At 47.1% G+C, this 18,906-nt stretch carries 25 protein-coding genes and 1 pseudogene; 16 read left to right on the forward strand and 10 right to left on the reverse strand.

Annotation, left to right across the window (positions count from 1 at the left end):
* A partial coding sequence (locus METTU_RS19565) for a transposase (protein ID WP_006893720.1) occupies positions 1 to 410 on the forward strand: 410 nt, incomplete at its 5' end.
* A 979-nt stretch (positions 411 to 1,389) separates the two neighbouring features.
* Entirely contained in the window at positions 1,390 to 3,042 is a 1,653-nt protein-coding gene (gene gpmI, locus METTU_RS19570) for a 2,3-bisphosphoglycerate-independent phosphoglycerate mutase (protein WP_006893722.1), read from the forward strand.
* Positions 3,043 to 3,082: 40 nt separating this feature from the next.
* Here gpmI and METTU_RS24700 read toward each other — a convergent pair.
* The 9 genes and pseudogenes from METTU_RS24700 to METTU_RS19615 all read right to left on the reverse strand — a co-directional run.
* Positions 3,083 to 3,234, reverse strand: a pseudogene (locus tag METTU_RS24700) (transposase); the annotation flags it as partial.
* Positions 3,235 to 3,709: 475 nt separating this feature from the next.
* Positions 3,710 to 5,059: a glutathione-disulfide reductase gene (gorA, locus tag METTU_RS19580; RefSeq protein ID WP_006893724.1), complete on the reverse strand. Its 1,350-nt coding sequence runs from the start codon at positions 5,057 to 5,059 to the stop codon at positions 3,710 to 3,712.
* Between the two features lie 42 nt (positions 5,060 to 5,101).
* Complete coding sequence (locus METTU_RS19585; RefSeq protein ID WP_006893725.1) at positions 5,102 to 5,629, reverse strand: peroxiredoxin; 528 nt, start codon at positions 5,627 to 5,629, stop codon at positions 5,102 to 5,104.
* Between the two features lie 205 nt (positions 5,630 to 5,834).
* Positions 5,835 to 6,275 (reverse strand): DUF2383 domain-containing protein, encoded by a 441-nt coding sequence (locus tag METTU_RS19590; protein ID WP_006893726.1) that lies wholly within the window; start codon positions 6,273 to 6,275, stop codon positions 5,835 to 5,837.
* A gap of 53 nt (positions 6,276 to 6,328) precedes the next feature.
* Positions 6,329 to 6,844, reverse strand: a complete 516-nt coding sequence (locus METTU_RS19595; protein WP_006893727.1) for a hypothetical protein — start codon at positions 6,842 to 6,844, stop codon at positions 6,329 to 6,331.
* A gap of 17 nt (positions 6,845 to 6,861) precedes the next feature.
* Complete coding sequence (locus METTU_RS19600; protein WP_006893728.1) at positions 6,862 to 7,269, reverse strand: BON domain-containing protein; 408 nt, start codon at positions 7,267 to 7,269, stop codon at positions 6,862 to 6,864.
* 277 nt (positions 7,270 to 7,546) lie between these two features.
* Positions 7,547 to 7,636, reverse strand: a complete 90-nt coding sequence (locus METTU_RS24705) for a hypothetical protein (protein WP_254258103.1) — start codon at positions 7,634 to 7,636, stop codon at positions 7,547 to 7,549.
* Positions 7,637 to 8,074: 438 nt separating this feature from the next.
* A complete protein-coding gene (locus tag METTU_RS19610; RefSeq protein ID WP_006893729.1) occupies positions 8,075 to 9,127 on the reverse strand; it encodes a hypothetical protein in 1,053 nt (350 codons plus the stop codon).
* A 312-nt stretch (positions 9,128 to 9,439) separates the two neighbouring features.
* Positions 9,440 to 9,766 (reverse strand): cyclic nucleotide-binding domain-containing protein, encoded by a 327-nt coding sequence (locus tag METTU_RS19615; protein WP_436969956.1) that lies wholly within the window; start codon positions 9,764 to 9,766, stop codon positions 9,440 to 9,442.
* A gap of 423 nt (positions 9,767 to 10,189) precedes the next feature.
* On the opposite strand from METTU_RS19615, the gene METTU_RS22810 reads away from it, so the two are divergent.
* Positions 10,190 to 10,786 carry a retropepsin-like aspartic protease family protein gene (locus METTU_RS22810; RefSeq protein WP_169624994.1) on the forward strand — a complete coding sequence of 199 codons (597 nt, stop codon included), beginning with the start codon at positions 10,190 to 10,192 and terminating at the stop codon, positions 10,784 to 10,786.
* 62 nt (positions 10,787 to 10,848) lie between these two features.
* Here the strand turns inward: METTU_RS22810 and METTU_RS19620 are convergent, their stop codons facing one another.
* The gene (locus METTU_RS19620; protein ID WP_006893732.1) at positions 10,849 to 11,211 is read right to left on the reverse strand and encodes a hypothetical protein; all 363 of its coding nucleotides are present in this window, start codon (positions 11,209 to 11,211) and stop codon (positions 10,849 to 10,851) included.
* Positions 11,212 to 11,326: 115 nt separating this feature from the next.
* Between METTU_RS19620 and METTU_RS19625 the strand changes: the two genes are divergently transcribed.
* From METTU_RS19625 to METTU_RS19680, 13 genes are all read left to right on the forward strand, one after another.
* Complete coding sequence (locus tag METTU_RS19625) at positions 11,327 to 11,761, forward strand: hypothetical protein (protein ID WP_006893733.1); 435 nt, start codon at positions 11,327 to 11,329, stop codon at positions 11,759 to 11,761.
* A 142-nt stretch (positions 11,762 to 11,903) separates the two neighbouring features.
* Positions 11,904 to 12,119, forward strand: a complete 216-nt coding sequence (locus tag METTU_RS19630) for a hypothetical protein (protein WP_006893734.1) — start codon at positions 11,904 to 11,906, stop codon at positions 12,117 to 12,119.
* 88 nt (positions 12,120 to 12,207) lie between these two features.
* Positions 12,208 to 12,507, forward strand: a complete 300-nt coding sequence (locus METTU_RS23430; protein WP_150107899.1) for a hypothetical protein — start codon at positions 12,208 to 12,210, stop codon at positions 12,505 to 12,507.
* Between the two features lie 2 nt (positions 12,508 to 12,509).
* Positions 12,510 to 12,656, forward strand: a complete 147-nt coding sequence (locus METTU_RS23795) for a hypothetical protein (protein ID WP_169624996.1) — start codon at positions 12,510 to 12,512, stop codon at positions 12,654 to 12,656.
* A 5-nt stretch (positions 12,657 to 12,661) separates the two neighbouring features.
* Positions 12,662 to 12,805 (forward strand): hypothetical protein, encoded by a 144-nt coding sequence (locus tag METTU_RS23800; protein ID WP_169624998.1) that lies wholly within the window; start codon positions 12,662 to 12,664, stop codon positions 12,803 to 12,805.
* Complete coding sequence (locus METTU_RS19640; protein ID WP_006893736.1) at positions 12,802 to 14,241, forward strand: replication endonuclease; 1,440 nt, start codon at positions 12,802 to 12,804, stop codon at positions 14,239 to 14,241. The genes METTU_RS23800 and METTU_RS19640 overlap by 4 nt, the downstream gene beginning before the upstream one ends.
* A gap of 60 nt (positions 14,242 to 14,301) precedes the next feature.
* Positions 14,302 to 14,643, forward strand: a complete 342-nt coding sequence (locus METTU_RS19645) for a hypothetical protein (RefSeq protein WP_006893737.1) — start codon at positions 14,302 to 14,304, stop codon at positions 14,641 to 14,643.
* Between the two features lie 194 nt (positions 14,644 to 14,837).
* On the forward strand, positions 14,838 to 15,128 hold the full coding sequence (locus METTU_RS19650; protein WP_006893738.1) for a hypothetical protein: 291 nt from the start codon (positions 14,838 to 14,840) through the stop codon (positions 15,126 to 15,128).
* Positions 15,125 to 15,343, forward strand: coding sequence for a hypothetical protein (locus METTU_RS19655; protein WP_006893739.1), 219 nt, complete (start codon positions 15,125 to 15,127; stop codon positions 15,341 to 15,343). The genes METTU_RS19650 and METTU_RS19655 overlap by 4 nt, the downstream gene beginning before the upstream one ends.
* A 137-nt stretch (positions 15,344 to 15,480) precedes the next feature.
* Positions 15,481 to 17,037 (forward strand): hypothetical protein, encoded by a 1,557-nt coding sequence (locus METTU_RS23435; protein ID WP_006893740.1) that lies wholly within the window; start codon positions 15,481 to 15,483, stop codon positions 17,035 to 17,037.
* 45 nt (positions 17,038 to 17,082) lie between these two features.
* On the forward strand, positions 17,083 to 17,379 hold the full coding sequence (locus METTU_RS19670) for a hypothetical protein (protein WP_150107900.1): 297 nt from the start codon (positions 17,083 to 17,085) through the stop codon (positions 17,377 to 17,379).
* Positions 17,379 to 18,467 (forward strand): zonular occludens toxin domain-containing protein, encoded by a 1,089-nt coding sequence (locus tag METTU_RS19675; RefSeq protein ID WP_006893742.1) that lies wholly within the window; start codon positions 17,379 to 17,381, stop codon positions 18,465 to 18,467. The genes METTU_RS19670 and METTU_RS19675 overlap by 1 nt, the downstream gene beginning before the upstream one ends.
* 131 nt (positions 18,468 to 18,598) lie before the next feature.
* On the forward strand, positions 18,599 to 18,847 hold the full coding sequence (locus METTU_RS19680) for a hypothetical protein (RefSeq protein ID WP_006893743.1): 249 nt from the start codon (positions 18,599 to 18,601) through the stop codon (positions 18,845 to 18,847).
* Positions 18,848 to 18,906 lie beyond the last annotated feature (59 nt).

Raw genomic sequence — 18,906 nt, forward strand, 5'->3', positions numbered from 1 at the left:
GGGTGGCAATCGCCAACTCACGCCTGATTGCCCTGGACGAGCGCGGCGTCACGTTCCGCTGGAAAGACTACCGAGCCAAGGGCAAGACGCGGCATAAAACCATGACGCTCACTACCGACGAGTTTATCCGCCGCTTCCTGTTGCATGTGTTGCCCAGTGGCTTCCATCGCATTCGTCATTATGGCTTGCTCGCCAATTGCGGCCGCCGTGAACAGCTTGCGCAGGTACGTAAACTACTGCAGGTTATGCCGACCGACAGTGAACTCAACGGTGGGGATACCGATGCGGTAGGACAATCGGCCCAGCCGACTTTCACCTGTCCCGACTGCGGTGCGGCCATGATCATCGTCGAAATCTTAGCGCGCAAACAGCCGATTCGAGCGCCACCTTGGCAACGAGGTACGGCATGAAAACAAGTGCCTGCCAAACGCCAAATCACCTGCCACTGGTTTATCGGCGGTTAGAGCCGATACGGGAAGGCTTGGCCTGGTGGCGTAAAATCCCTATTTTTTGCTCGCCACCGCCACGAAAAATCAGGCGCATAGACTGTGAGATGGACCTACTGGGCTATATCGGGCCTCGGCTGACCAACATGAGAGCTAGGTTCACCCGTACAGCCACCTGTTAAATCTCCATAGTCCATCCCCTGTTCTAGTCCACTGCTGCGTAGCCCGCGGTTTCCTCCCTCGAGGCTTGTCCGACGCCTGCCCACCCAGTTCTGTCGCGTCTTGCAGTCTTGCGCAGGAGGGCAGGCATCTGACAACCCTTAACAATAGATCGAGTTGGTCCCATGGAACCGATTGTCTGCTTTCCGACGGTATGTTGCCATTCGGAAATCTGGATTGAATGACCGTTTGGGGTTGGTAAGAGTCAATAGATTTTATATGTATTTTTGTTCACTTAACAATAAGCACAAACACGTAGACTAAGGCGATTATGAGCGTCGTTCATCAATCGCTTCAATTATGGAAAGCAATCGCTTAAAGCAGCCTCCCAAAAAAATATGTCTGCTTACCGGCACAAACCAACCAATCAAATAGCTGAGGTCAAAGACCGCTGGTCGAGCCCGGACTTTCACGAACAGCACAGTTAGGCCAAGACCCGCCATTAAAAAGTGATGGTTAAGTCTGATCTGATGTAATCCGGAAAATTGTTTTTACGTACATCGGCATATTATCCAGCATAGATAAACCACACCTTAAAAATCAGGTTAAAATAGGCGCTGTTGAATAAATCAGTTTTTCAGCATTCAAGTTAAATGCCCGATTTGGTTGAAATCGTTAAAAATTTCGCCAATCTTCTGATGATAATGATTTTGCCATTCGGGGACTGGAACATTAAAAGCCGTTTATTGTTTTTTATTGATGCACCTGTAAGTTGGAGTTTTAAATGATTGAGTTGAAAAAGAGTAAGAGTTTTGCGGGGCCGGAAGGTCCGGTGGTGTTGGTGATTATGGATGGGGTCGGAATTGGTAAAAATCCAGAAAGCGATTTTGTGAAACAGGCAAAGACTCCTAATCTGACTTGGTTGCATGAGAATGCCTTGTATACGGAGTTGCGGGCGCATGGCGTTGCCGTGGGGCTGCCGGACGACGGGGACATGGGCAATTCGGAAGTGGGCCATAACGCCATCGGCTGCGGCCGTGTTTTTGAACAGGGCGCGGCTTTGGTTGGCAAGGCGATTGCGTCGGGTGCGATGTATGCCGACGGTTCGGTTTGGCAGGAGCTCGTTTCCAATGTCAATGACAGATCGTCTACGCTGCACTTTATCGGCCTGTTTTCGGATGGCAATGTACACTCCAACCTGAATCATTTGGAATCGATGTTACGGAAGGCGAAAGAGCAGGGCGTAAAGAAGGCTCGGGTTCATGCGTTGATTGACGGACGCGATGTGCCTCCGACGTCGGCATTGGATTATGTCGAGCGCTTCGATGCCTTCTTGAAAGAAATCAATGCGGATGGCACAGTCGATTATTGCGTGGCATCGGGCGGCGGACGCATGAATATCACCATGGATCGTTATGATGCCAATTGGGATATGGTGAAGCGCGGCTGGGCGACGCATGTGAAAGCGGAAGGCCGGACATTTGCTTCGATGAAAGAAGCGGTGGAAACTTTCCGTGTTGAAAATCCGGGTATTTTGGATCAGGATTTACCCGCGTTTCTTATTGAACGCGACGGCGCACCTGTGGGCCCGATTGTGGATGGCGACAGCGTCATCTTCTTTAACTTCCGCGGCGACCGGTCGTTGGAAATTACCAAAGCATTTGAAGCGGATGAATTGAAAGAATTTGATCGCGGCCCGAAACCGGATGTGCTGTATGCGGGGATGATGCAATATGACGGCGACCTTGGGGTGCCGGCGCGGTATCTGGTGACGCCTCCGGCGATTGATCGCACGATGAGCGAGTATCTCTCGAATGCAGGAGTCAAACAGCTGGCTATTTCGGAAACGCAAAAATACGGCCACATGACCTATTTTTTCAATGGCAATAATTCGGGTAAGTTTCCGACCGAGACCTGGAAAGAGATTCTGTCCGATGTATGCCCGTTCGAAGATGCGCCACGGATGAAAGCAGATGAAATTACCGATGTGGTGGTGCAGGCGATTGAGAGCGGGGAATATAAGTTCATCCGCCTGAATTTTCCGAATGGCGACATGGTGGGGCATACGGGTGTGGTGAGCGCAGTAAAATTGGCCGTCGAAGCTGTGGATGAAAATGTCGGCAGGATTATGGACGCACTGAAGAAGGCCAATGGCATTATGGTTTGCACGGCCGATCACGGCAATGCGGACGACATGTGCGAACTCGATAAAAAGACCGGTGCGCTGGTGTTGGATGAGCAGGGACGGAACAAACCGAAGACGGCTCATTCGTTGAATCCGGTACCTGGGATTGTGTACGATCCGTCGGGGGCGGCCAACGCTCGTTTGGCTGATGTGCCGGAGGCCGGCATTGCAAGTCTGGCGGCGACCTGTATCACGCTGTTGGGCTTTGAGCCGCCGGAAGATTATGCCGCGAGCATAGTAGAAGTCGGCTAAGCTTTAGCATATTCAGCGGCCGCTATCTTACCGCGGGTCTTTAACTGCACAGGCGGCGTAAATTGTAGGTAGCCGCCTTCAAGTTGAGTTGCAGTATGCCCGACTTAGTCCAATGCACCGTAAGCCTTTTCAGCCCATCTGTTCCAAGCTGGCAAAGACATGTTCGATTCGCACCCGGGTTTTGGCAATACGAGAAAAAAGCTGTTAATTACATGGGGATGTTGTCTTTTTACTCGACACTTTATGGTTGAGATGAAACGACAACAGAACCTAGTATTATGCGACACTTATAGCTTTGAATTAGTTTCTGATGTTACGCACGGATGGTATTTTTCCCGTTTGCCGCGCCGCACCGGAGCTTTTATCGAGAACAGCCCGATAGGGGCGCGGCAGGGATGCCGTGCGTCAGCAGAGGGGCAGGAGCCCCTTCTGCTGACCCTCGATAAAAGCGAGGAGCGCAGGAAGTAAGCGGCAACCGGGTCGCCTTTTCTTTGGTTACTTTCTTTTCGACTGCATGGATGCAGGAGGTAGAGCAACGCAGGAGCAGTTGCCGAGGCGAAGCAAAAGAAAGTAACTCGCCTTCGGGTGCGACAACCCGATTTAATCAAGTGTCGCGCTAGCGACTCCTTAATCTTAAAGCGGTCGAAATTCGACTAACTGCGTAACATCAGTTAGTTTCACGCAGAGTTACAAATTCTTCGGCAGCCGTAGGGTGTATCCCGATAGTAGAGTCAAAGACCGCTTTGGTCGCACCGGCTCGAATGGCAACAGCCATACCCTGGATGATTTCAGGGGCGTCAGTCCCTACCATGTGAATGCCGACAACCCGGTCCGTGCTGCGTACCACGATCATCTTCATCAGGATTTTGTCATCCATCCCGGAGAGGGTATTTTTCATTGGCGTGAAACGGGTAAGGTAAATGTCGATGTCCGGGTATTTTTCGCGCGCCTGTGCTTCGGTTAGACCGACCGTACCAATAGGGGGTTGGCTGAAAACAGCGGTGGGAATATGGTCATAATCGACCGGTCTCGGTTGATTGACATACAACTTATTTACCAGGGCAATGCCCTCTGCTATGGCTACCGGAGTCAAGTTGACCCGGTTAGTCACATCACCCAACGCATAGATTGACGGCACATTGGTTTGATAGTCATCATTAACCTTAATGGCACCTTCGTCGTCCAATTCAATGCCAAGCGCTTCCAGTCCAAATCCGGTTGAATTCGGTGTTCTGCCGGTGGCATACATAACCAGGTCGGTGCTGACTTTGTTACCATCAATAAGCCGTGCTGCAAAGCAATCGCCTGTGCTTTCAATAGCCTCAATATCGGTATTGAGAAGAAGTTTAATACCTTTCTTGGTCATTTCATGGGCCAGAAAATCACGTATATCCTCATCAAAACCACGAAGCAGTTTGTCTCCACGATGACAAATTGTGGTATTTACACCAAGGCCATGAAGTATGCCGGCAAATTCCACCGCGATGTAGCCGCCACCGACAATAATGATGCGTTTGGGCAATTGATCGAGAAAAAACATTTCATTCGATGTGACGGTGTGTTGTTTGCCGGGCATGTCGGGAACAGACGGCCAGCCCCCTGTTGCAATAATTATGCGTTCTGCACTGTATTCCGTACCGGCGACGACGACAGTATGCGCATCCAGCAAATTTGCCCTGCCATTGATAATACGGACACCCGACTTTTGCAGCAGATTGTTGTAGACAGCATGTAGCCGCTCAATCTCCTGATTTTTGTTTGCGATCAGGCTTGACCAGTTGAATGTTGATTTTCCCACCGTCCAGCCAAATCCCGCTGCCGCATCGAATTGATCTTGGAATTGGGAGGCATAGACCAGCAGTTTTTTGGGCACACACCCTACATTGACACAGGTGCCGCCCAAATAACGTTCTTCAGCAATGGCTACCCTTACACCATGACCTGATGCCATACGTGCAGCGCGCACGCCTCCGGAACCTGCACCAATTACAAACAGGTCATAATCATATTGAGTCATTGGGGCGTCCCCTTTATAAATGGGATTAAGGGCAATACAGGCTTATTTGTTCTGCTTTAAATAATCCAGCAGGGTATCGGCATCGCTTACGGTAAATGGATCATCTGGGCAATTATCGACTTTACCGGGCTCGCTGAATAATTTGATAATTTTTTTATCCTCTACAATCATGGAATAGCGCCATGAGCGACTGCCAAAACCAACGTTCTCCTTTTTCACCAGCATGCCCATTGCCTGGGTAAAATCGCCGTTTCCGTCGGGCAGCATTTTCACCTGTTTGATGCCCAGATGCTTACCCCATTGATACATCACAAAAGCATCATTAACACTCACGCAGTAAACCTCATCAACACCCTGTTCAATGAGGTCCTGATATTTGGCTTCAAATCCAGGTAAATGTTTGCTTGAACAGGTAGGCGTATAGGCACCGGGAAGCGCTAAAATAACAATTTTTGTTCTTTTAAAGATGTCATCGGTGCTGACATCCTGCCAGCGAAACGGATTGTCGCCACCGATACTTTCGTCGCGAACACGTGTTTTAAAAATCACATCAGGTACAGTTGAAATCATGTTGAAACTCCTTGGTTTATGAATTAGCGCATTGGTTTGAGATACGGCTTTTTATGCACTATTAATGGGTAGTTTTCGCACATTGTTGTCGCTCAGATAATGTCTTGCAGGTGACTTGGAATTGTATTAATAATCCGGCAATGCAATAAATAAAGACAGCGTGAACAAATCATGGTCCACGCTGGCATCAACTAAAAATTGCATGCTAAGCTGCCGCATCCAAAAGCCGATCCAAAGTGCGTATATGCGCTTGTTGGGCAGGCAGCAGTTTTGTTTCGATCAGAGAACGAATATTTGAAGACAGCTCGGTATCTTTCAGCGCTTTTTCATAATCTTCGGCGCCATTTTTTTCTCCTTCCTGTAAAACCTTGAGCGCCACTTTTTTACCCAGCATATTAGCGCCCCCTTGGAGTATTTCCACCCACGTACCCCAGGCTCCTGAGCCCTCAGAGGGAGTTTTTCCCAGTTGTCGGATTTGTGCCTGTAAACTGGAAACCGCGTCTTTATGCGCCTCATAAATTGGCATTAAATACTCAGATTCGCCCAGTGCGGCATCTTCCCGAAGTTTATCCAAAGCCTGTTTATAAGTTTCTGTTGCCGCTAATTCATCTTTCAGCAATTTGTCGATAGTTTCAATGTTATGCATAACAAAACTCCCATGTGATTATTTCTTGATTACGTGCAATAGCATCATCAAGCTTAAACTGAGGCTTCCCCAGTCGAGGAAATATCCTCTGCATGGGCATTTTTAAAAATTTCTTTTACCTTATCACGCTCTTCGCTGCTATCCGTATGTACAGAAATCAAGGCACTTCCTCCCTTGATTTTTCCTTCGTAGCGTTTGGCTTCATACTCAGGAATACCCAGCCCAATTAAGGCTCCAGCCAAACCTCCAGTGGCAGCGCCTACTGCCGCACCACTCAATGCACCCATAATGGGCCCTGCGGCAATTAACGGACCGACGCCTGGAATAGCCAGAGCGCCGATCCCGGCTAACAACCCGAGCACAGCGCCAGTGCCTAAACCCACGGTCCCACCGATAGCGGCGCCTTCCGGCGCTTTGGTGTGCTTCTCATGAGCAAAATCCTTGGTCGTGGATTTGTCGGGAAACAGCACGGATATATCATTAATTGAAAAACCTGCTGTCTTCAGGTTATTAACAATGATCTCTGTTTGTTCGAGATTTTGAGCGATACAAAAAACTGCTTTAGTCATGTCATTCTCCTGGGCCTTTAAGGCGCTTTATTTTCAAGCTGATTATCTACTCGCACTACACCATGCGTTTTCTTGGCGATTTCTTGCAGCTTCATGCTTTCTTCTCCACTTGCAACGGGTCCTCGCAAAGTCACCACACCATTACGGGTGATGATTTTTGCATTCTGCGCATCGACTGATAGCGATTTATCTCTAACCACTGCTTGACGTATCTTAGCCGTGATTTTGATATCCTTTTTGGTTTCCTTTTGGTCTTCCGGGGTTAAGGTAGTGTTGTCCTTGTCGCGAACATTACGCTCGGTATTTTCCAATTCCGAGTTAGCCGCCAAATGGAATGCGGTATTCTGTTCGGCTCGGACTGGACCGGTCATCATTATTAGACTGCCCGTTAAAGTGAAAATAACTAGCAATAATCGTGTAGACATAGTGTTCTCCTTGATAGTAAGAGTTTATTTATTAACATAATTGAACGGCATCCATACCGAACAGAAGTTGATGGTCGTTTATTGCGTGGCTTTCAGATGTATGTCGGCTCTTTCGGCAGATTGCTTCGCAAAGTCGACATGCTTTAGCTTGCCGTGATCAATAGCCTCATTTAGGCACCCGCGATGCAGGCATTCAGGTGTTCGACGGCAGGTTTAGCATGAGCCTTCGCGTGTTTGAGCACTTCTGACGGGTGTTTTCCTCCTGCATAGGCTCGTTTTATTTGTCTTGCTTAATATCTTTCTTAAGATCACCAAAGCCAGCCCTGACTTTACCAACGTTTTTTTGGATATTTCCTTCCAGCTCCATCTCATCGTCGTCCAATATCTTGCCAGTGACTTCCTTAACTTTCTTCGACTCGGCCTTTTATTTGGTCTTTGTTCATGAGTGTCTCCTGATAATTATGTAGCCATGCCCAGATAGCCATATTTAAAGCGCGGGATGATGCTCCCCATCGCTCGCTTAAAATGGTACTGATAAAACTGAAGGAAGTCGGTACGGTAGCGAACAGAGACGGATTGGGGCTGTACGACCTTACTCTCTGACATGCGGCTGGGACTACGACTCGCGTGACTTGGAGTGGGTTGCACGTAGGAAGGGGTGTTGTAACGGACTGCTATCCTGATTACACTACAGCATCATCAGGGTTTCTGCGCTTACCTGTGCATTCGTTTGAGTGCGATGATGAGCACGCGCCGACATCAAGGCCTGATTAGGACTACGACAACGCTGCTGTCAAATTAACCGTCACTGTCCAACTGCTGATGCCTTGCGCTTCATGTCTTTGTTGAGTCGTTGCAGCCGTTTAATCATTTCTTTTTTTATTTGCTCGCGGCCTATCGAATGTTTCAATCCACTGCCCATGCCCGCTACCTGATCGGTAGAGCTGCAGGTCGAATAAAACACCAGTGTGCCATCTTTATATGGCAAGCCGCCTGCAACCACATGGCTGGAATTATAGGAGTGCCCGACATAAAACTGTCGGGAAATAAAAATTCCGCCCGTCTCGCCCGCGACCATAACGCGGTGATTGAGTATGGCCGTAGGCCGATCTTCAACCATGCGATTCAGCCAGAGGAACTGTTCGGTGGAATTTGGCGGTAATGGGGTTGGATAATTTAGCCAGGCTTGTTGCAGCTCTGGAAAGTAGTGTGCCCAAGCTTTGCTGATGGTGGCATCGGTGCGCAGTTCCATTGCAGGGTCGGCGGTTTTACCATTTTCGCGGCTGTAAGGTGCAATCCCGGACAAACCGCTTTTCCGGTAAGCCAGCAAGCGTTGCAACAGAATTTCCCTATATTTTTGGTTAGCGGCTTTTAACAATGTTTTGTCGTCGGCATCTTCCAGAGTGGCTTGCAGGCTTTTCAAACTGTCTATTTCAGGTTTTGACAGGTTGAATTTATCGCCCGGCTCAGCTTCCAGAAACGCTTTGGCTTCGTCGAGCTGCTTATCGTTAAAGGCGAATTTCTTGAAGCTGTTGATGTCGGCATTATTGGCAAGCGGAGCGGAGGCGATGAGGTCGCTTTCGGTAGCCGTAAGATTGCCTCGTTTAATGTAATCAATGATTTTAGGTAAGGCTACCGGGAGTATCATAGCCATACCAATAGCTAACTCTTCCTGGCTGGTTTCACTGACTTCGTAACCGACAATTTTTCCGTGTTCAAGCTGGGTGATTTGCTCAGCGCCGATACCGAAGTTTTGTAGGGCTTGTTGTGGGGTGGGCACTTCCTGAGCGAAAACAGGCAGATAGCATAACGAGCCAGTCAGCAGCATAACCGGAATTGACAGTTTATTAAATAGCATAAAGACTCCTGTGCGTTGCTGAGTGTTAGGATTTAAGAACGGTATTTTTCTTGATTTAAAAAGCTAGATTCTTCCTGAAAAGATCAGGATCGTAAGATAATCAACAACAGCCCAAGTCCACAAGTGAACATCTAATTTAGTGGCAAGACCGGACTTAGTCTGTTCGCTATCGTACATAAGGTGGCTGCCGGCAATGGGGATTCCAAGTATTCGTTGTACCGGACGGGTTCATTTTAGAAGGCAGCCGGTCTAGGCTTACCAGCAGCCAACGACAGAGCTGCTGATCCACGGAATGATGTCGATTACAAACTGCTAGCTGTGCCATCTGGGTTGGGTATAACGCAGCAATAAACAGTGTAATCCCCCGGAGCGACGTCCCTTAGAACGATCGAATTCTTGCATAAGTAGATGCGTTCGCAGCCTATAGGCGTAGCCCGCGCTCCGCACGACGGCCCGATCAGGCATGGTTCCTCCGCCCATGAAGATTGAGATACCGATGATGCCATCGTTGCCGACTACGGCGATTTCGGCCGATGCGCCATTCTTTGTGACGTAAAGCTTGGACACAATGCAAGTCGTAGGAAAATAGACATAATGTAACTCGTCACCGGATTCGTAAAGGATTTTACCGAGTGGCATCTGGACCAATTCCAGATGCGGAGAAATGCGCTCGAATTCCTCTGCGGGCAGGGCGGCGAGAAGATGGTTTTACCAAGAGTTAAATGGGGCAAACATAAGTAACATCCCTCTGTTAATCAAGATCGAACAGCTCTAAAAAATCAGTTTGTGTTGTGCAAGTGTTTGTAAGATATAGGGTTCAATTGCTCCAATCAATAAGTGCTGCTACCTATCAGGTGACTACGCTATTGAGCTGCATGTCTTGTCATACCTGGATGGTAAGTGCGACCACCACCGCTTTTCTCGTTTATTTGCTTTTGTTTTTGAGGGTATTCAGCGAATTTTCATTGCAATTCGATGTATACTTTCCGATCCTAGTATCTAATATCAGGACCTTAAATGAGATTTCGATTCAGTATTTATACGTTCAATAGGGAAGGGTGTATGTCTTATTTTAAAAGTTTTTTTCTTTTGTTTTTCTCTTTGATTTTTTCGCAGAATTCGTTTTCCGCATCTAAATACACTGTTATTCCTCACGGTCATTCCCTCTCGGATTCAGCACCGAGTGTATCTATTCAAGCTGACGCGTTGGGGCATTATACAGGCACGCTTTTAATTAATAATGTCAGGATGCCATTTTTGATCGACACGGGCGCTACACAGGTAGTTATCCCTAGAAATTTATCTTATTCCGCCAGGTTGCCTTTAGGCAAGGCTTTCCAGTCAAGCACGGCTAATGGATTATCGCTTAGCCGTGCAACACATATAGACAGTTTAAAAATTGGTAATATTGAGCTAAAGGGACTTGAGGCTTTTACCAGTGAGCATCTTGATCACGTTCTTTTTGGTATGAACGCATTAAGGTATTTTCGCATGACTCAAGATGGCGGTATTATGACGTTAACGCTTTCTTCTGATTCGCTCTCCAAAGCAACAACTATTTCTTCGGTACCAACTCCTTTGCCGCATTATAAAAAAACATGGTCAAAAACCGTTACGTGTGATGAAAACGATAAAAATTGTAAAACGAGCTATCGATAATAGTTTTGCCTTTTTTAAGAAGGGCAAAAACTATACCGCCTATTATTTGGCATTCATTCAATTTAACATAATATACAGACTCGGTAGGCGAATGTTGCGAAGTCAGAAAAAGCGCCAGCGCTTGAATTTGTTAGCATCAGGGCACTGGCAAGGGTAACGCTTGCTGCGATTCCCATGTGTTTTGAGATATTTTCCCAGCTCTTCTTAACTTCGCCCTCGCTTCGTGCGATTGCGGCGGCAATCAAAACCTCGTCTCTGCTTATTTCTAAAGCATCAGCAATTTTTATTGCTGTTTCATCTCCAAGCTGACCGCGTTTTCTGACTTGCGAGATCCTTTCTCTTGCGATATTTAGTGCGTTCGCTGCTTTGTTATCGCTTCCAAATTTCTCTTTTAGATCATCAAGATAGTCAATTATAGTTTTCATTTTACTTTCTCCACGTAGCAAGTTGCTACATTATGCCTTGACACTGTCGGTTTGTAACTCGTATTATCTTGCCACATGTAGCATGTTGCTACTATATAACCATAGAGGCAAGCCTATGCAAACACAATCCGCAAAAACACCTACACCGCGTGAATCGGTCACGATTACGCTTACAACTCGTGAATTCGCCTTTATACAAGGCATGATTTACGCTCGCTCTTTCTTGAATCATCAAGAATCTGACGATTTTAAGGTTTGCGAAGTAAATAACATTAACTTTGTTGATCGGCTTAAGAAAAAGCTTGATTACTTTCAACCGAATATCGGGGACGCTTGCGCCACTCCTGCCCATATCCCCGAAGCTCCGGGGCAGGGTGGCACCTATTTACAACCCTGTTCAGTTTGCGGCGTTATGTCCTGTCCGGGTTGCGGCTATTTGTTTGCGGGTGATCCAGATCCTTTTGTGTGTGATTGTTTATCACCCTTTTGCCCAAATTGTTTTCCTGATGCTCAGTCGTCCGAAGCTGTGGGGCAGGGTGGCAATCAATGAATCCCTATTTAGGTGCTTGTGTTGGCGCTCTTTTCGTTTTTTTCGTTTGGTGTGCTTACGATACTGGTTACGGGAGCGCAATTCGTCTTTGTTCTTCGCATCCGTCCGAATGTTCCGTTTTGTTTGGTAAGGGTGGCAACCAATGAACCAATTAAGCGCCGCCGACATGGAACAGCTGATTCGGTTAATTGATTTCCTTCTTATTTCCGTCGGTCTTTCCGCTTTGATTTTAGGCGCTTTCGTTGGCTGGTATTTTCGCGGCCAGTATGATTTTAATCAATGGCTAAAGCGTGGTATCTGGTGCGACGACTGTGCGCCCGAAGTTGAGCGCATACCGGGGCAGGGGGTCGATAAATGAATGCTATAAACCGCGAATTGTTTAACTCGGCCTGTTTTCTTGTTTCATGCGCTATAACAATTGAGTTTGGCTTAAGGTTTGGTTTCTAATGGAAAAGCCTTTGCATCCATCAGAGTTAGGCATTATTGATATATCGCTAGATGATCTTTACGCGTATGCCGATTTAATGGAAGAGTTTAATAGCTCAAAGGTTTTTATTCCTGTCGCTTATGTCAGCGCTATTCCTGTTTGTCCTCCTGCCAATTATCCAGAGCCTTTGCCATCGCAAAACATGGGGCTTTCTTTGGCTCAGTTACCGCAGCCTGTTCCCGGTCGTCAATGCCCACCTGCGCAACCGCCTTTATGGTCTAAAAAACGTGCAAGCAGCTGCTCAAAAAAAACAGGATGATTATGAAGCAATCGCCTCAACATTTGCCGACCGGCATTATATTCGGGCAATGGAGTTTTGCCGCACATGCAACGGCAGCGGCTGTAATGCTTGCAGCGGTCATGGTTGGCGGCACACATCCGTTTCAATCGCTTTCGGTCGGGGTTTAAATTCCATGATTACCGATAGCAACCCTTACAAAAAAGAAACCGCATTTAATGAAATGATGGCGTGGGGCAGGGGGTACAAAATAACGCAACTTGCCGAGGGCGCAAGAGTCGCCGCGTTGATTCGTCAAGCTATCAAGGCGGGACAATGAGCACAGTTCAATCAATACGTGACGACCTAAACGCTAGATCAAGCGCCCGGCCTATGACCAAGGCCAAAGCCAAAAAACTCGCCATTAAGCATTTATTGGCAATCGAAGAACGATATATTTTTAGTAAAACCTTGGTTTATTTTTACCTGCAATGTCAGGGCATAGAGCCGCCGAAAGCATCAAATGACGACTCTTTTTTTCTGCGTGTACTGTGTGTTGATTGGTGGATTCGTAAGCTTTTGCGAAAGGACGCGCGTGACAGGGAAGCCACGTCGATACTTGCCGGAAACGTTGCCAAGGGTCGGCAAATATATTGTTCGGATGCCACTGTTATCAATGTGCAAGAACGTTGGGCAAATACCCTGCAAGGCATGGAGCAAAAACTGTGCGTTTCCGACGCTGGCGACGAACTCGATATGTTAGACATATTAAAGAGCAGTTTGGCAAATCCTGAAAACCGCCGCGCTGAATTAATGGTGCGTATGTCAGGCTTTGAGCAGTACGCCGACAGCAAGGACCATATCGGCATGTTTTACACCATTACCTGCCCGTCTAAGTTTCACCGGTTCATGGGTAAGAGTCTGCAAAAAAACACCAAATACAACGGCGCAACGCCCAAGGATGCCCAAAAATATCTGGTCGGTGTCTGGTCAAGAATTCGGGCCGAGCTTGATAGCTGGGGCGCGAAGCCCTACGGATTCCGCGTGGCCGAACCGCACCATGACGGAACACCGCATTGGCATATTCTTTTATTTATGCCGCGTGATTATGAATACCTGATTACCGAAACCATTCAAGAGTACGCCTGTAAGGAGGATTCGTACGAACTCGCATCGCCCGGCGCAATGGACGCGCGTTTCAATGCCAAGCGCATTCTGAAAGAAATCATAACCAAGGACGGTGTTAAGAAAGTGTCGGCAACTGGCTATATCGCCAAATACATCGCCAAAAACATCGGTTTTGATATTGGCATGGATAGCGAGGACGCAACCCAGTCAACCGATAAAGTCAGTGATCGGGTCCGGGCGTGGGCTTCAACGTGGGGCATCCGTCAGTTTCAACAACTGGGCGGTGCGTCCGTGTCAGTCTGGCGAGAATTGCGGCGCCTTAAAGATAAAGAGATTGAACATGACGTAATCCGCGAGGCTCGCGACTGCTGCATTAATAACGATTGGGCGGGTTTTCTGGTTGTTATGGGTGGCACTGAGATAAAGCGCGTAGAGCGTGAATTACAGCTGTTAAAGAAGAACGAATTTAACGAAGAAACCGGCGAGATGAAATTAAATCGCTATCAAGAGATCGTCTGGAAAATTGTTGGTATTACAGCCGATGTTTTCGACGTGGTCACGCATCTTAAAAAGTGGACCATTATCCAAAAACCCCAAGACATTAAGGCGAGCGGGGGAAGGGCGCGTAGCGCCTCCCCGCCGCTTTAGCGGCCTTGGAGTTCTATAAATAACTGTAGCAAATTTTAACAATGAAAGGGGATTAACAACATGCAATTTTCAAAAGGTAAATTTTTAGAAATTAAAGAAGATCAGCAACAAGTCTATAAAGACGGTAAGCCGGTCGAAGGTGAATTTAAAAAACGGATTCGGGTTTTATTCATGCCGTCTAAGCCGGATTCCATGTGGTTGAACGTGACTGATGCACCTATCGATGTTATTCAAGCGTCGGCGGCGTTGGTTGGTGTCGATCAGGATGTCATGTTTCCATCCCGTATAGGCGTATTTAACGACGTTCCGTTTCTGTCATTGGCTACTGGCGCAACAATTGATGATTTTTCAATTTCTCAAAAATTGCCGCCGCTCCGCCAAAAAGAACCGGCTAAGGCTTAGGGCTTAGGTCAATGTTCAACAATCAATCGTCTGAACTTCGCCGCATAGCTCGCAAAGCTCGGCGGTTTTCGACGCGTAATAAACAGAACAAACCGGCAAAATTTAGTGTCTGCACATCAGATCATGCCGGAACCGTTCTTTATCCGAATTTAGGGACTGTTCTCTAAATAGTTAGCATCACATGAGGGATTCTAATGATTTGCGTTAAAACTGCACTTTTGACTGCTGGTACTTCCAGCAGCGCTCTTAAACAGGATGGCGTTATTATGAATGTCTATGCATTTGTACCCGACGTTATGCAGACAAATTGCGTTAACTACGTGGTTTTAAGTGCGGGTGAATACTATCCGTTTGATTTTTCGCATATTGATCCATTAGTAATGTCTGAAGCGGTTGGTGCTGGCTTTATTTTGTCGTACGGCTTAGTCGCGCTTGCGTGGGGCGGTCGTTTTATTATCTATTCCATTATGGGAAAAAAACTATGAACAAATCTTTAAAAAGAATTTTACTTACCGCTGTCGGCGCTTCTGCTGCTTTGATGGGTACATCGGCTCATGCTTTGGGGTTGGCTGATCTGACCGCAACGGTTGATTTAAGCGCAATTTCTACCGCCATGACAGTCGTATTTTCCGGAATGATTACCGTCGGGATTTTCATGAAAGGCGGCCAGATCATTTCTAAAAAATTGGGCTGGGGTTAATCGGTCTTTTAGTTAGTTTAAAAAGCTCGGTGTAAAAACCGGGCTTTTTTTCGTTTAGGGGGAATTATGGAACACCTGTACTATTACGCGGCTTTTTTGGTCGGTCTTTATCTGCCTTTTTACATCATGCGTTAATTATGGCTAGATTAATTTTTGTCGCTCTGTCGGGTCTTTTGTTTTCGTCATCGGTTTTCGCCGATACGTATCCTGCGGTGGTAACGTCAACCAATTATACATATAGCGGGACCACTTTTATTTCGTTGTCTGAGTGTTCCGCCGCTATGTCTGACGCTTATACAACGCGTACCTGTTTTCAGGATACGTCAACAACCGGCCATATATCGTGTATTTTGAAATCTAATGGCAATGACTGCGGTTTTACTCAAATTTTGGCGGTTTTGCAAACTTATAGCTGTCCTTATGGCGGGACTGTTTCGGGTGATAGCTGTATAAATGTGGAACCTTGTACGGCTCCAAATGTACGTAATGCAACAACCGGTATGTGTGGTCCTCCGCCTGTTGTTTGTTCTGCCACTGAATATGATAATGGCGGTGTTTGTGCGCCAATTCCAGATTGCAATGCCAGTTCTGAGACAGGTGGCAATTTTTTCAACAAAACTACGAAACAATGTGAAATGGTATCTTCGCCTACTATTTGCATTAGTGACGTTAATAAGAAATATTGCCCTCCCATAGATGATTGCAAACCCGCTTCTTATATTTGCTCAAATGACCTTCAAACCGTTACTGATGCTAACGCGCAACGGTCCATGGAAATTCTTGCCACTAAAGCGTTGGCCGATGCCAAAAAAACTCAAGCTGACCAATTGGCTTCCGCTGCCGCCGATGCCGCCGCCGTTAAGGCCGGTTCTGTCGATACGGCGAAAGCTGCTAGGGATGCCGCTTCTGCTGCACTTGCTGCCGCTAAAGCATCTGGTGACCAAGCGGCAATAGCGGGCGCTGTTAAGGCATTTGCAAAAGCTAACGATGATGTAATAGACGCATTGGCTCGCGCGTCCAATTCTGCCGCCGCAAAACAAAAAGCGACCGATATTGGTGTTCAGATCGGTACTGAGGATGGTGCAATACCTGCGTCAAATCCGGGTAATGCCGACGCTCATAATCGCAATATTGATGGTTTATTGCCCGGTCTTTCTCGCGCTGTAGATGATGCTGTGTCGGGTGATGGTAGTGGAACGGGGCGGGGTTCTGGTGTCGGAACGAGTACCAGTAGTCCATCGAACGACACATCGGGTCTGGCGACTGATGCAACTGCAAAAGGTATTGAAGCACATACCAAAGGCATTGAAGCTAATACCAAGGGGATATTGGATAAACTCAATGCCCCTGATTCTTTCAGCTCTGGGGGCAATGTTCACGGCAATGGTAAATCAGACGGTAAAACCGCTATATCTTCCGTGCTTTGTAATGGCAATTGTGGATTATCTCCTAGTTGCACATCCGGCACCTGTTCACCGTCTGAGCGTATTGATCGGCTTAAGGGGTTATATTCCTTGAATGTATCGGCCAGTGGCGAATGTCCACCCATTGAAATGGATTTATCTGGTGTGGGTTTGGGCAGTCATTCGGTCAGCGGTCATTGTTTGCTCATGGAGTCGGTACGGTCATCGGTCACTGTGATTATGACAATTGTCATGGCAATCGGTTTTATTTTCATCTTAATGAGCGCGTAAAACATGGGCATCGGTCAAAAAATATCAGATTTTTTTACTTCTTTGGTGGATTGGATTAAATACTCGTTGGAGTATTTAACCGGTCTTGTTTCCGGTGTGATGGATGCAGTTGTTTATTACGTCAAGTTGTCATTTTATGCGTTAGCCAATGGGCTTTTTGATGCGTTGCAATCCCTGCTTGATGGTTCCGGATTGTCCGCTAAAATCGCTTTTTTGCAGACGGCGTTTAGTGGTCCGTTGGGATATTTTGCCGATTTTTTCCTGATTCCTCAGTCGTTGGCGGCCTTGGGTAGTGCGTACTTGATTCGTTTCCTTATTCGTAGACTGCCGGTGATTGGCTAATGGCTGGCATAGTCGGCTTGGCCGGACAGCCAAGATCAGGAAAAAGCTACTCCAGCATTGAGCTGTTTGTATCGCCTTGCTTGAAAGAGGGACGGCACATCGTTACTAATTTGCCGTTGAAAATGGACGTGATATTGCAAGATTTCCCGGATGCCAGGGTGACGTTTATTGACGACTTGGTAAAGCACGATTGGGACAGTGTAGGTAACGGGGTCATGTTGATAATAGATGAGGTGTGGCGGTTGTGGCCGCAGGGTCAGAAAATGACCGCAATTCCTTATTCGCAGCTTGCGTTACTTAAAGAGCATGGGCATAGATCGGACGATACAGGTCGTTCAATGGACATTGTTTTAATCACTCAGGATATGGCCGATCTATGCGCTCCGGTTCGTGCCTTGATTGAAACCACAATCATTACCGCAAAGCATCTGGATTTGGGTAGGGAAGATAGTTTTATCCGTTACACCTGCAGAAAAGCGGCAAGTTTGGGCAAAGACAACACTCCTCCAAAAAATCAGCTGGTATCGTCTGAAAATGGTAGGTATAGCGAAAGCGTCTATCGCTATTACAAGACGCACATGCACAGTCAGGGCAATGCAGCGCCGAATGAAAAGCGCGTCGTAAGCTCAAGCTTCTTCAATAGCTGGAAATTTAAGGCCGGTTTGGCTGTCATGGCGCTGTGTCTGGTTGGCATGGTCTGGGGTGTATCGGCAACTCAAGAAAAAGTTCAGAAAATGAACGATAAGGCAAAACCCGCCAAGGCCGCAACGACCGTTTCAGCGACTCAGATTCAAGGCGCAGTTGTTCCGGTCAATGTGCCATCAGTACCGGCCAAACCGGCTTATTCGACCGAATGGCGCATTGCTGGCAAGATAACCGGTGTTGCGGGCAAATATTTAGGTAAGGTGCCGATGGTTATATTAATGACGCAATCAGGCAATACGCGGTTGATTAGCGCTAAGAAATGTAAGCGGGAGGATTATGAGGATTATTGCGAGATCGAGGGCGAGATCGTGACTCGGTTTACTGGACACAAAGGCGGTTACATCAAAGACGATTCTTTACCGGCTCAGGTGGCTTCTAATTAGCTGTAATAATGTAGCAGGATAATATTGTTCTGTTTGTGTTCTACGTGAAACAAAGTTAAAACAATGCGTTGACATAGTTTAAACTATGTGAGACAATAGACTCACTTTAACAAGAACAGGAAATAACGGCCATGACTGCAAACGAACTAAAAAAATTGATTGAATTTGACGGCATTGAGTTGATTACATTCCTTGCCGGATTCAAGGCCGTTGAAGATGAGAAGCCCGTATGGGAAGTATTCGCCTATGGTGCAGGGGTTAATGACGTTCTTAAGAACTCAAGCCGTGAGGGTGCAAACAAGGTTTATACAAGCCTTGATCGAGCATATACAGCAATGAAGAAACTCGGCTATAAGGGCAAGTTTGAGATTGATGCTTAACGCTACGTTCCAATGAATGCGGCTTCGGGCTTTCTGGGGCCGGATATGTTACCGACCAG

The sequence above is a fragment of the Methylobacter tundripaludum SV96 genome, assembly GCF_000190755.2.
Classification (GTDB): domain Bacteria; phylum Pseudomonadota; class Gammaproteobacteria; order Methylococcales; family Methylomonadaceae; genus Methylobacter_A; species Methylobacter_A tundripaludum.

Bases quoted from the DNA above. Each gene is read 5' to 3' on its own strand.
- gpmI (WP_006893722.1), top strand. From the start codon at position 1,390: ATGATTGAGTTGAAAAAGAGTAAGAGTTTTGCGGGGCCGGAAGGTCCG.
- METTU_RS19585 (WP_006893725.1), bottom strand. From the start codon at position 5,629: ATGATTTCAACTGTACCTGATGTGATTTTTAAAACACGTGTTCGCGAC.
- METTU_RS19625 (WP_006893733.1), top strand. From the start codon at position 11,327: ATGCAAACACAATCCGCAAAAACACCTACACCGCGTGAATCGGTCACG.
- METTU_RS19655 (WP_006893739.1), top strand. From the start codon at position 15,125: ATGAACAAATCTTTAAAAAGAATTTTACTTACCGCTGTCGGCGCTTCT.
- METTU_RS19645 (WP_006893737.1), top strand. From the start codon at position 14,302: ATGCAATTTTCAAAAGGTAAATTTTTAGAAATTAAAGAAGATCAGCAA.
- METTU_RS19600 (WP_006893728.1), bottom strand. From the start codon at position 7,269: ATGTCTACACGATTATTGCTAGTTATTTTCACTTTAACGGGCAGTCTA.
- METTU_RS19675 (WP_006893742.1), top strand. From the start codon at position 17,379: ATGGCTGGCATAGTCGGCTTGGCCGGACAGCCAAGATCAGGAAAAAGC.
- METTU_RS24705 (WP_254258103.1), bottom strand. From the start codon at position 7,636: ATGGAGCTGGAAGGAAATATCCAAAAAAACGTTGGTAAAGTCAGGGCT.
- METTU_RS23430 (WP_150107899.1), top strand. From the start codon at position 12,208: ATGGAAAAGCCTTTGCATCCATCAGAGTTAGGCATTATTGATATATCG.
- METTU_RS23800 (WP_169624998.1), top strand. From the start codon at position 12,662: ATGATTACCGATAGCAACCCTTACAAAAAAGAAACCGCATTTAATGAA.
- METTU_RS23435 (WP_006893740.1), top strand. From the start codon at position 15,481: ATGGCTAGATTAATTTTTGTCGCTCTGTCGGGTCTTTTGTTTTCGTCA.
- METTU_RS19590 (WP_006893726.1), bottom strand. From the start codon at position 6,275: ATGCATAACATTGAAACTATCGACAAATTGCTGAAAGATGAATTAGCG.
- METTU_RS19680 (WP_006893743.1), top strand. From the start codon at position 18,599: ATGACTGCAAACGAACTAAAAAAATTGATTGAATTTGACGGCATTGAG.
- METTU_RS19650 (WP_006893738.1), top strand. From the start codon at position 14,838: ATGATTTGCGTTAAAACTGCACTTTTGACTGCTGGTACTTCCAGCAGC.
- METTU_RS19610 (WP_006893729.1), bottom strand. From the start codon at position 9,127: ATGCTATTTAATAAACTGTCAATTCCGGTTATGCTGCTGACTGGCTCG.
- METTU_RS19615 (WP_436969956.1), bottom strand. From the start codon at position 9,766: ATGCCACTCGGTAAAATCCTTTACGAATCCGGTGACGAGTTACATTAT.
- METTU_RS22810 (WP_169624994.1), top strand. From the start codon at position 10,190: ATGTCTTATTTTAAAAGTTTTTTTCTTTTGTTTTTCTCTTTGATTTTT.
- METTU_RS19640 (WP_006893736.1), top strand. From the start codon at position 12,802: ATGAGCACAGTTCAATCAATACGTGACGACCTAAACGCTAGATCAAGC.
- METTU_RS19595 (WP_006893727.1), bottom strand. From the start codon at position 6,844: ATGACTAAAGCAGTTTTTTGTATCGCTCAAAATCTCGAACAAACAGAG.
- METTU_RS23795 (WP_169624996.1), top strand. From the start codon at position 12,510: ATGAAGCAATCGCCTCAACATTTGCCGACCGGCATTATATTCGGGCAA.
- METTU_RS19620 (WP_006893732.1), bottom strand. From the start codon at position 11,211: ATGAAAACTATAATTGACTATCTTGATGATCTAAAAGAGAAATTTGGA.
- gorA (WP_006893724.1), bottom strand. From the start codon at position 5,059: ATGACTCAATATGATTATGACCTGTTTGTAATTGGTGCAGGTTCCGGA.
- METTU_RS19630 (WP_006893734.1), top strand. From the start codon at position 11,904: ATGAACCAATTAAGCGCCGCCGACATGGAACAGCTGATTCGGTTAATT.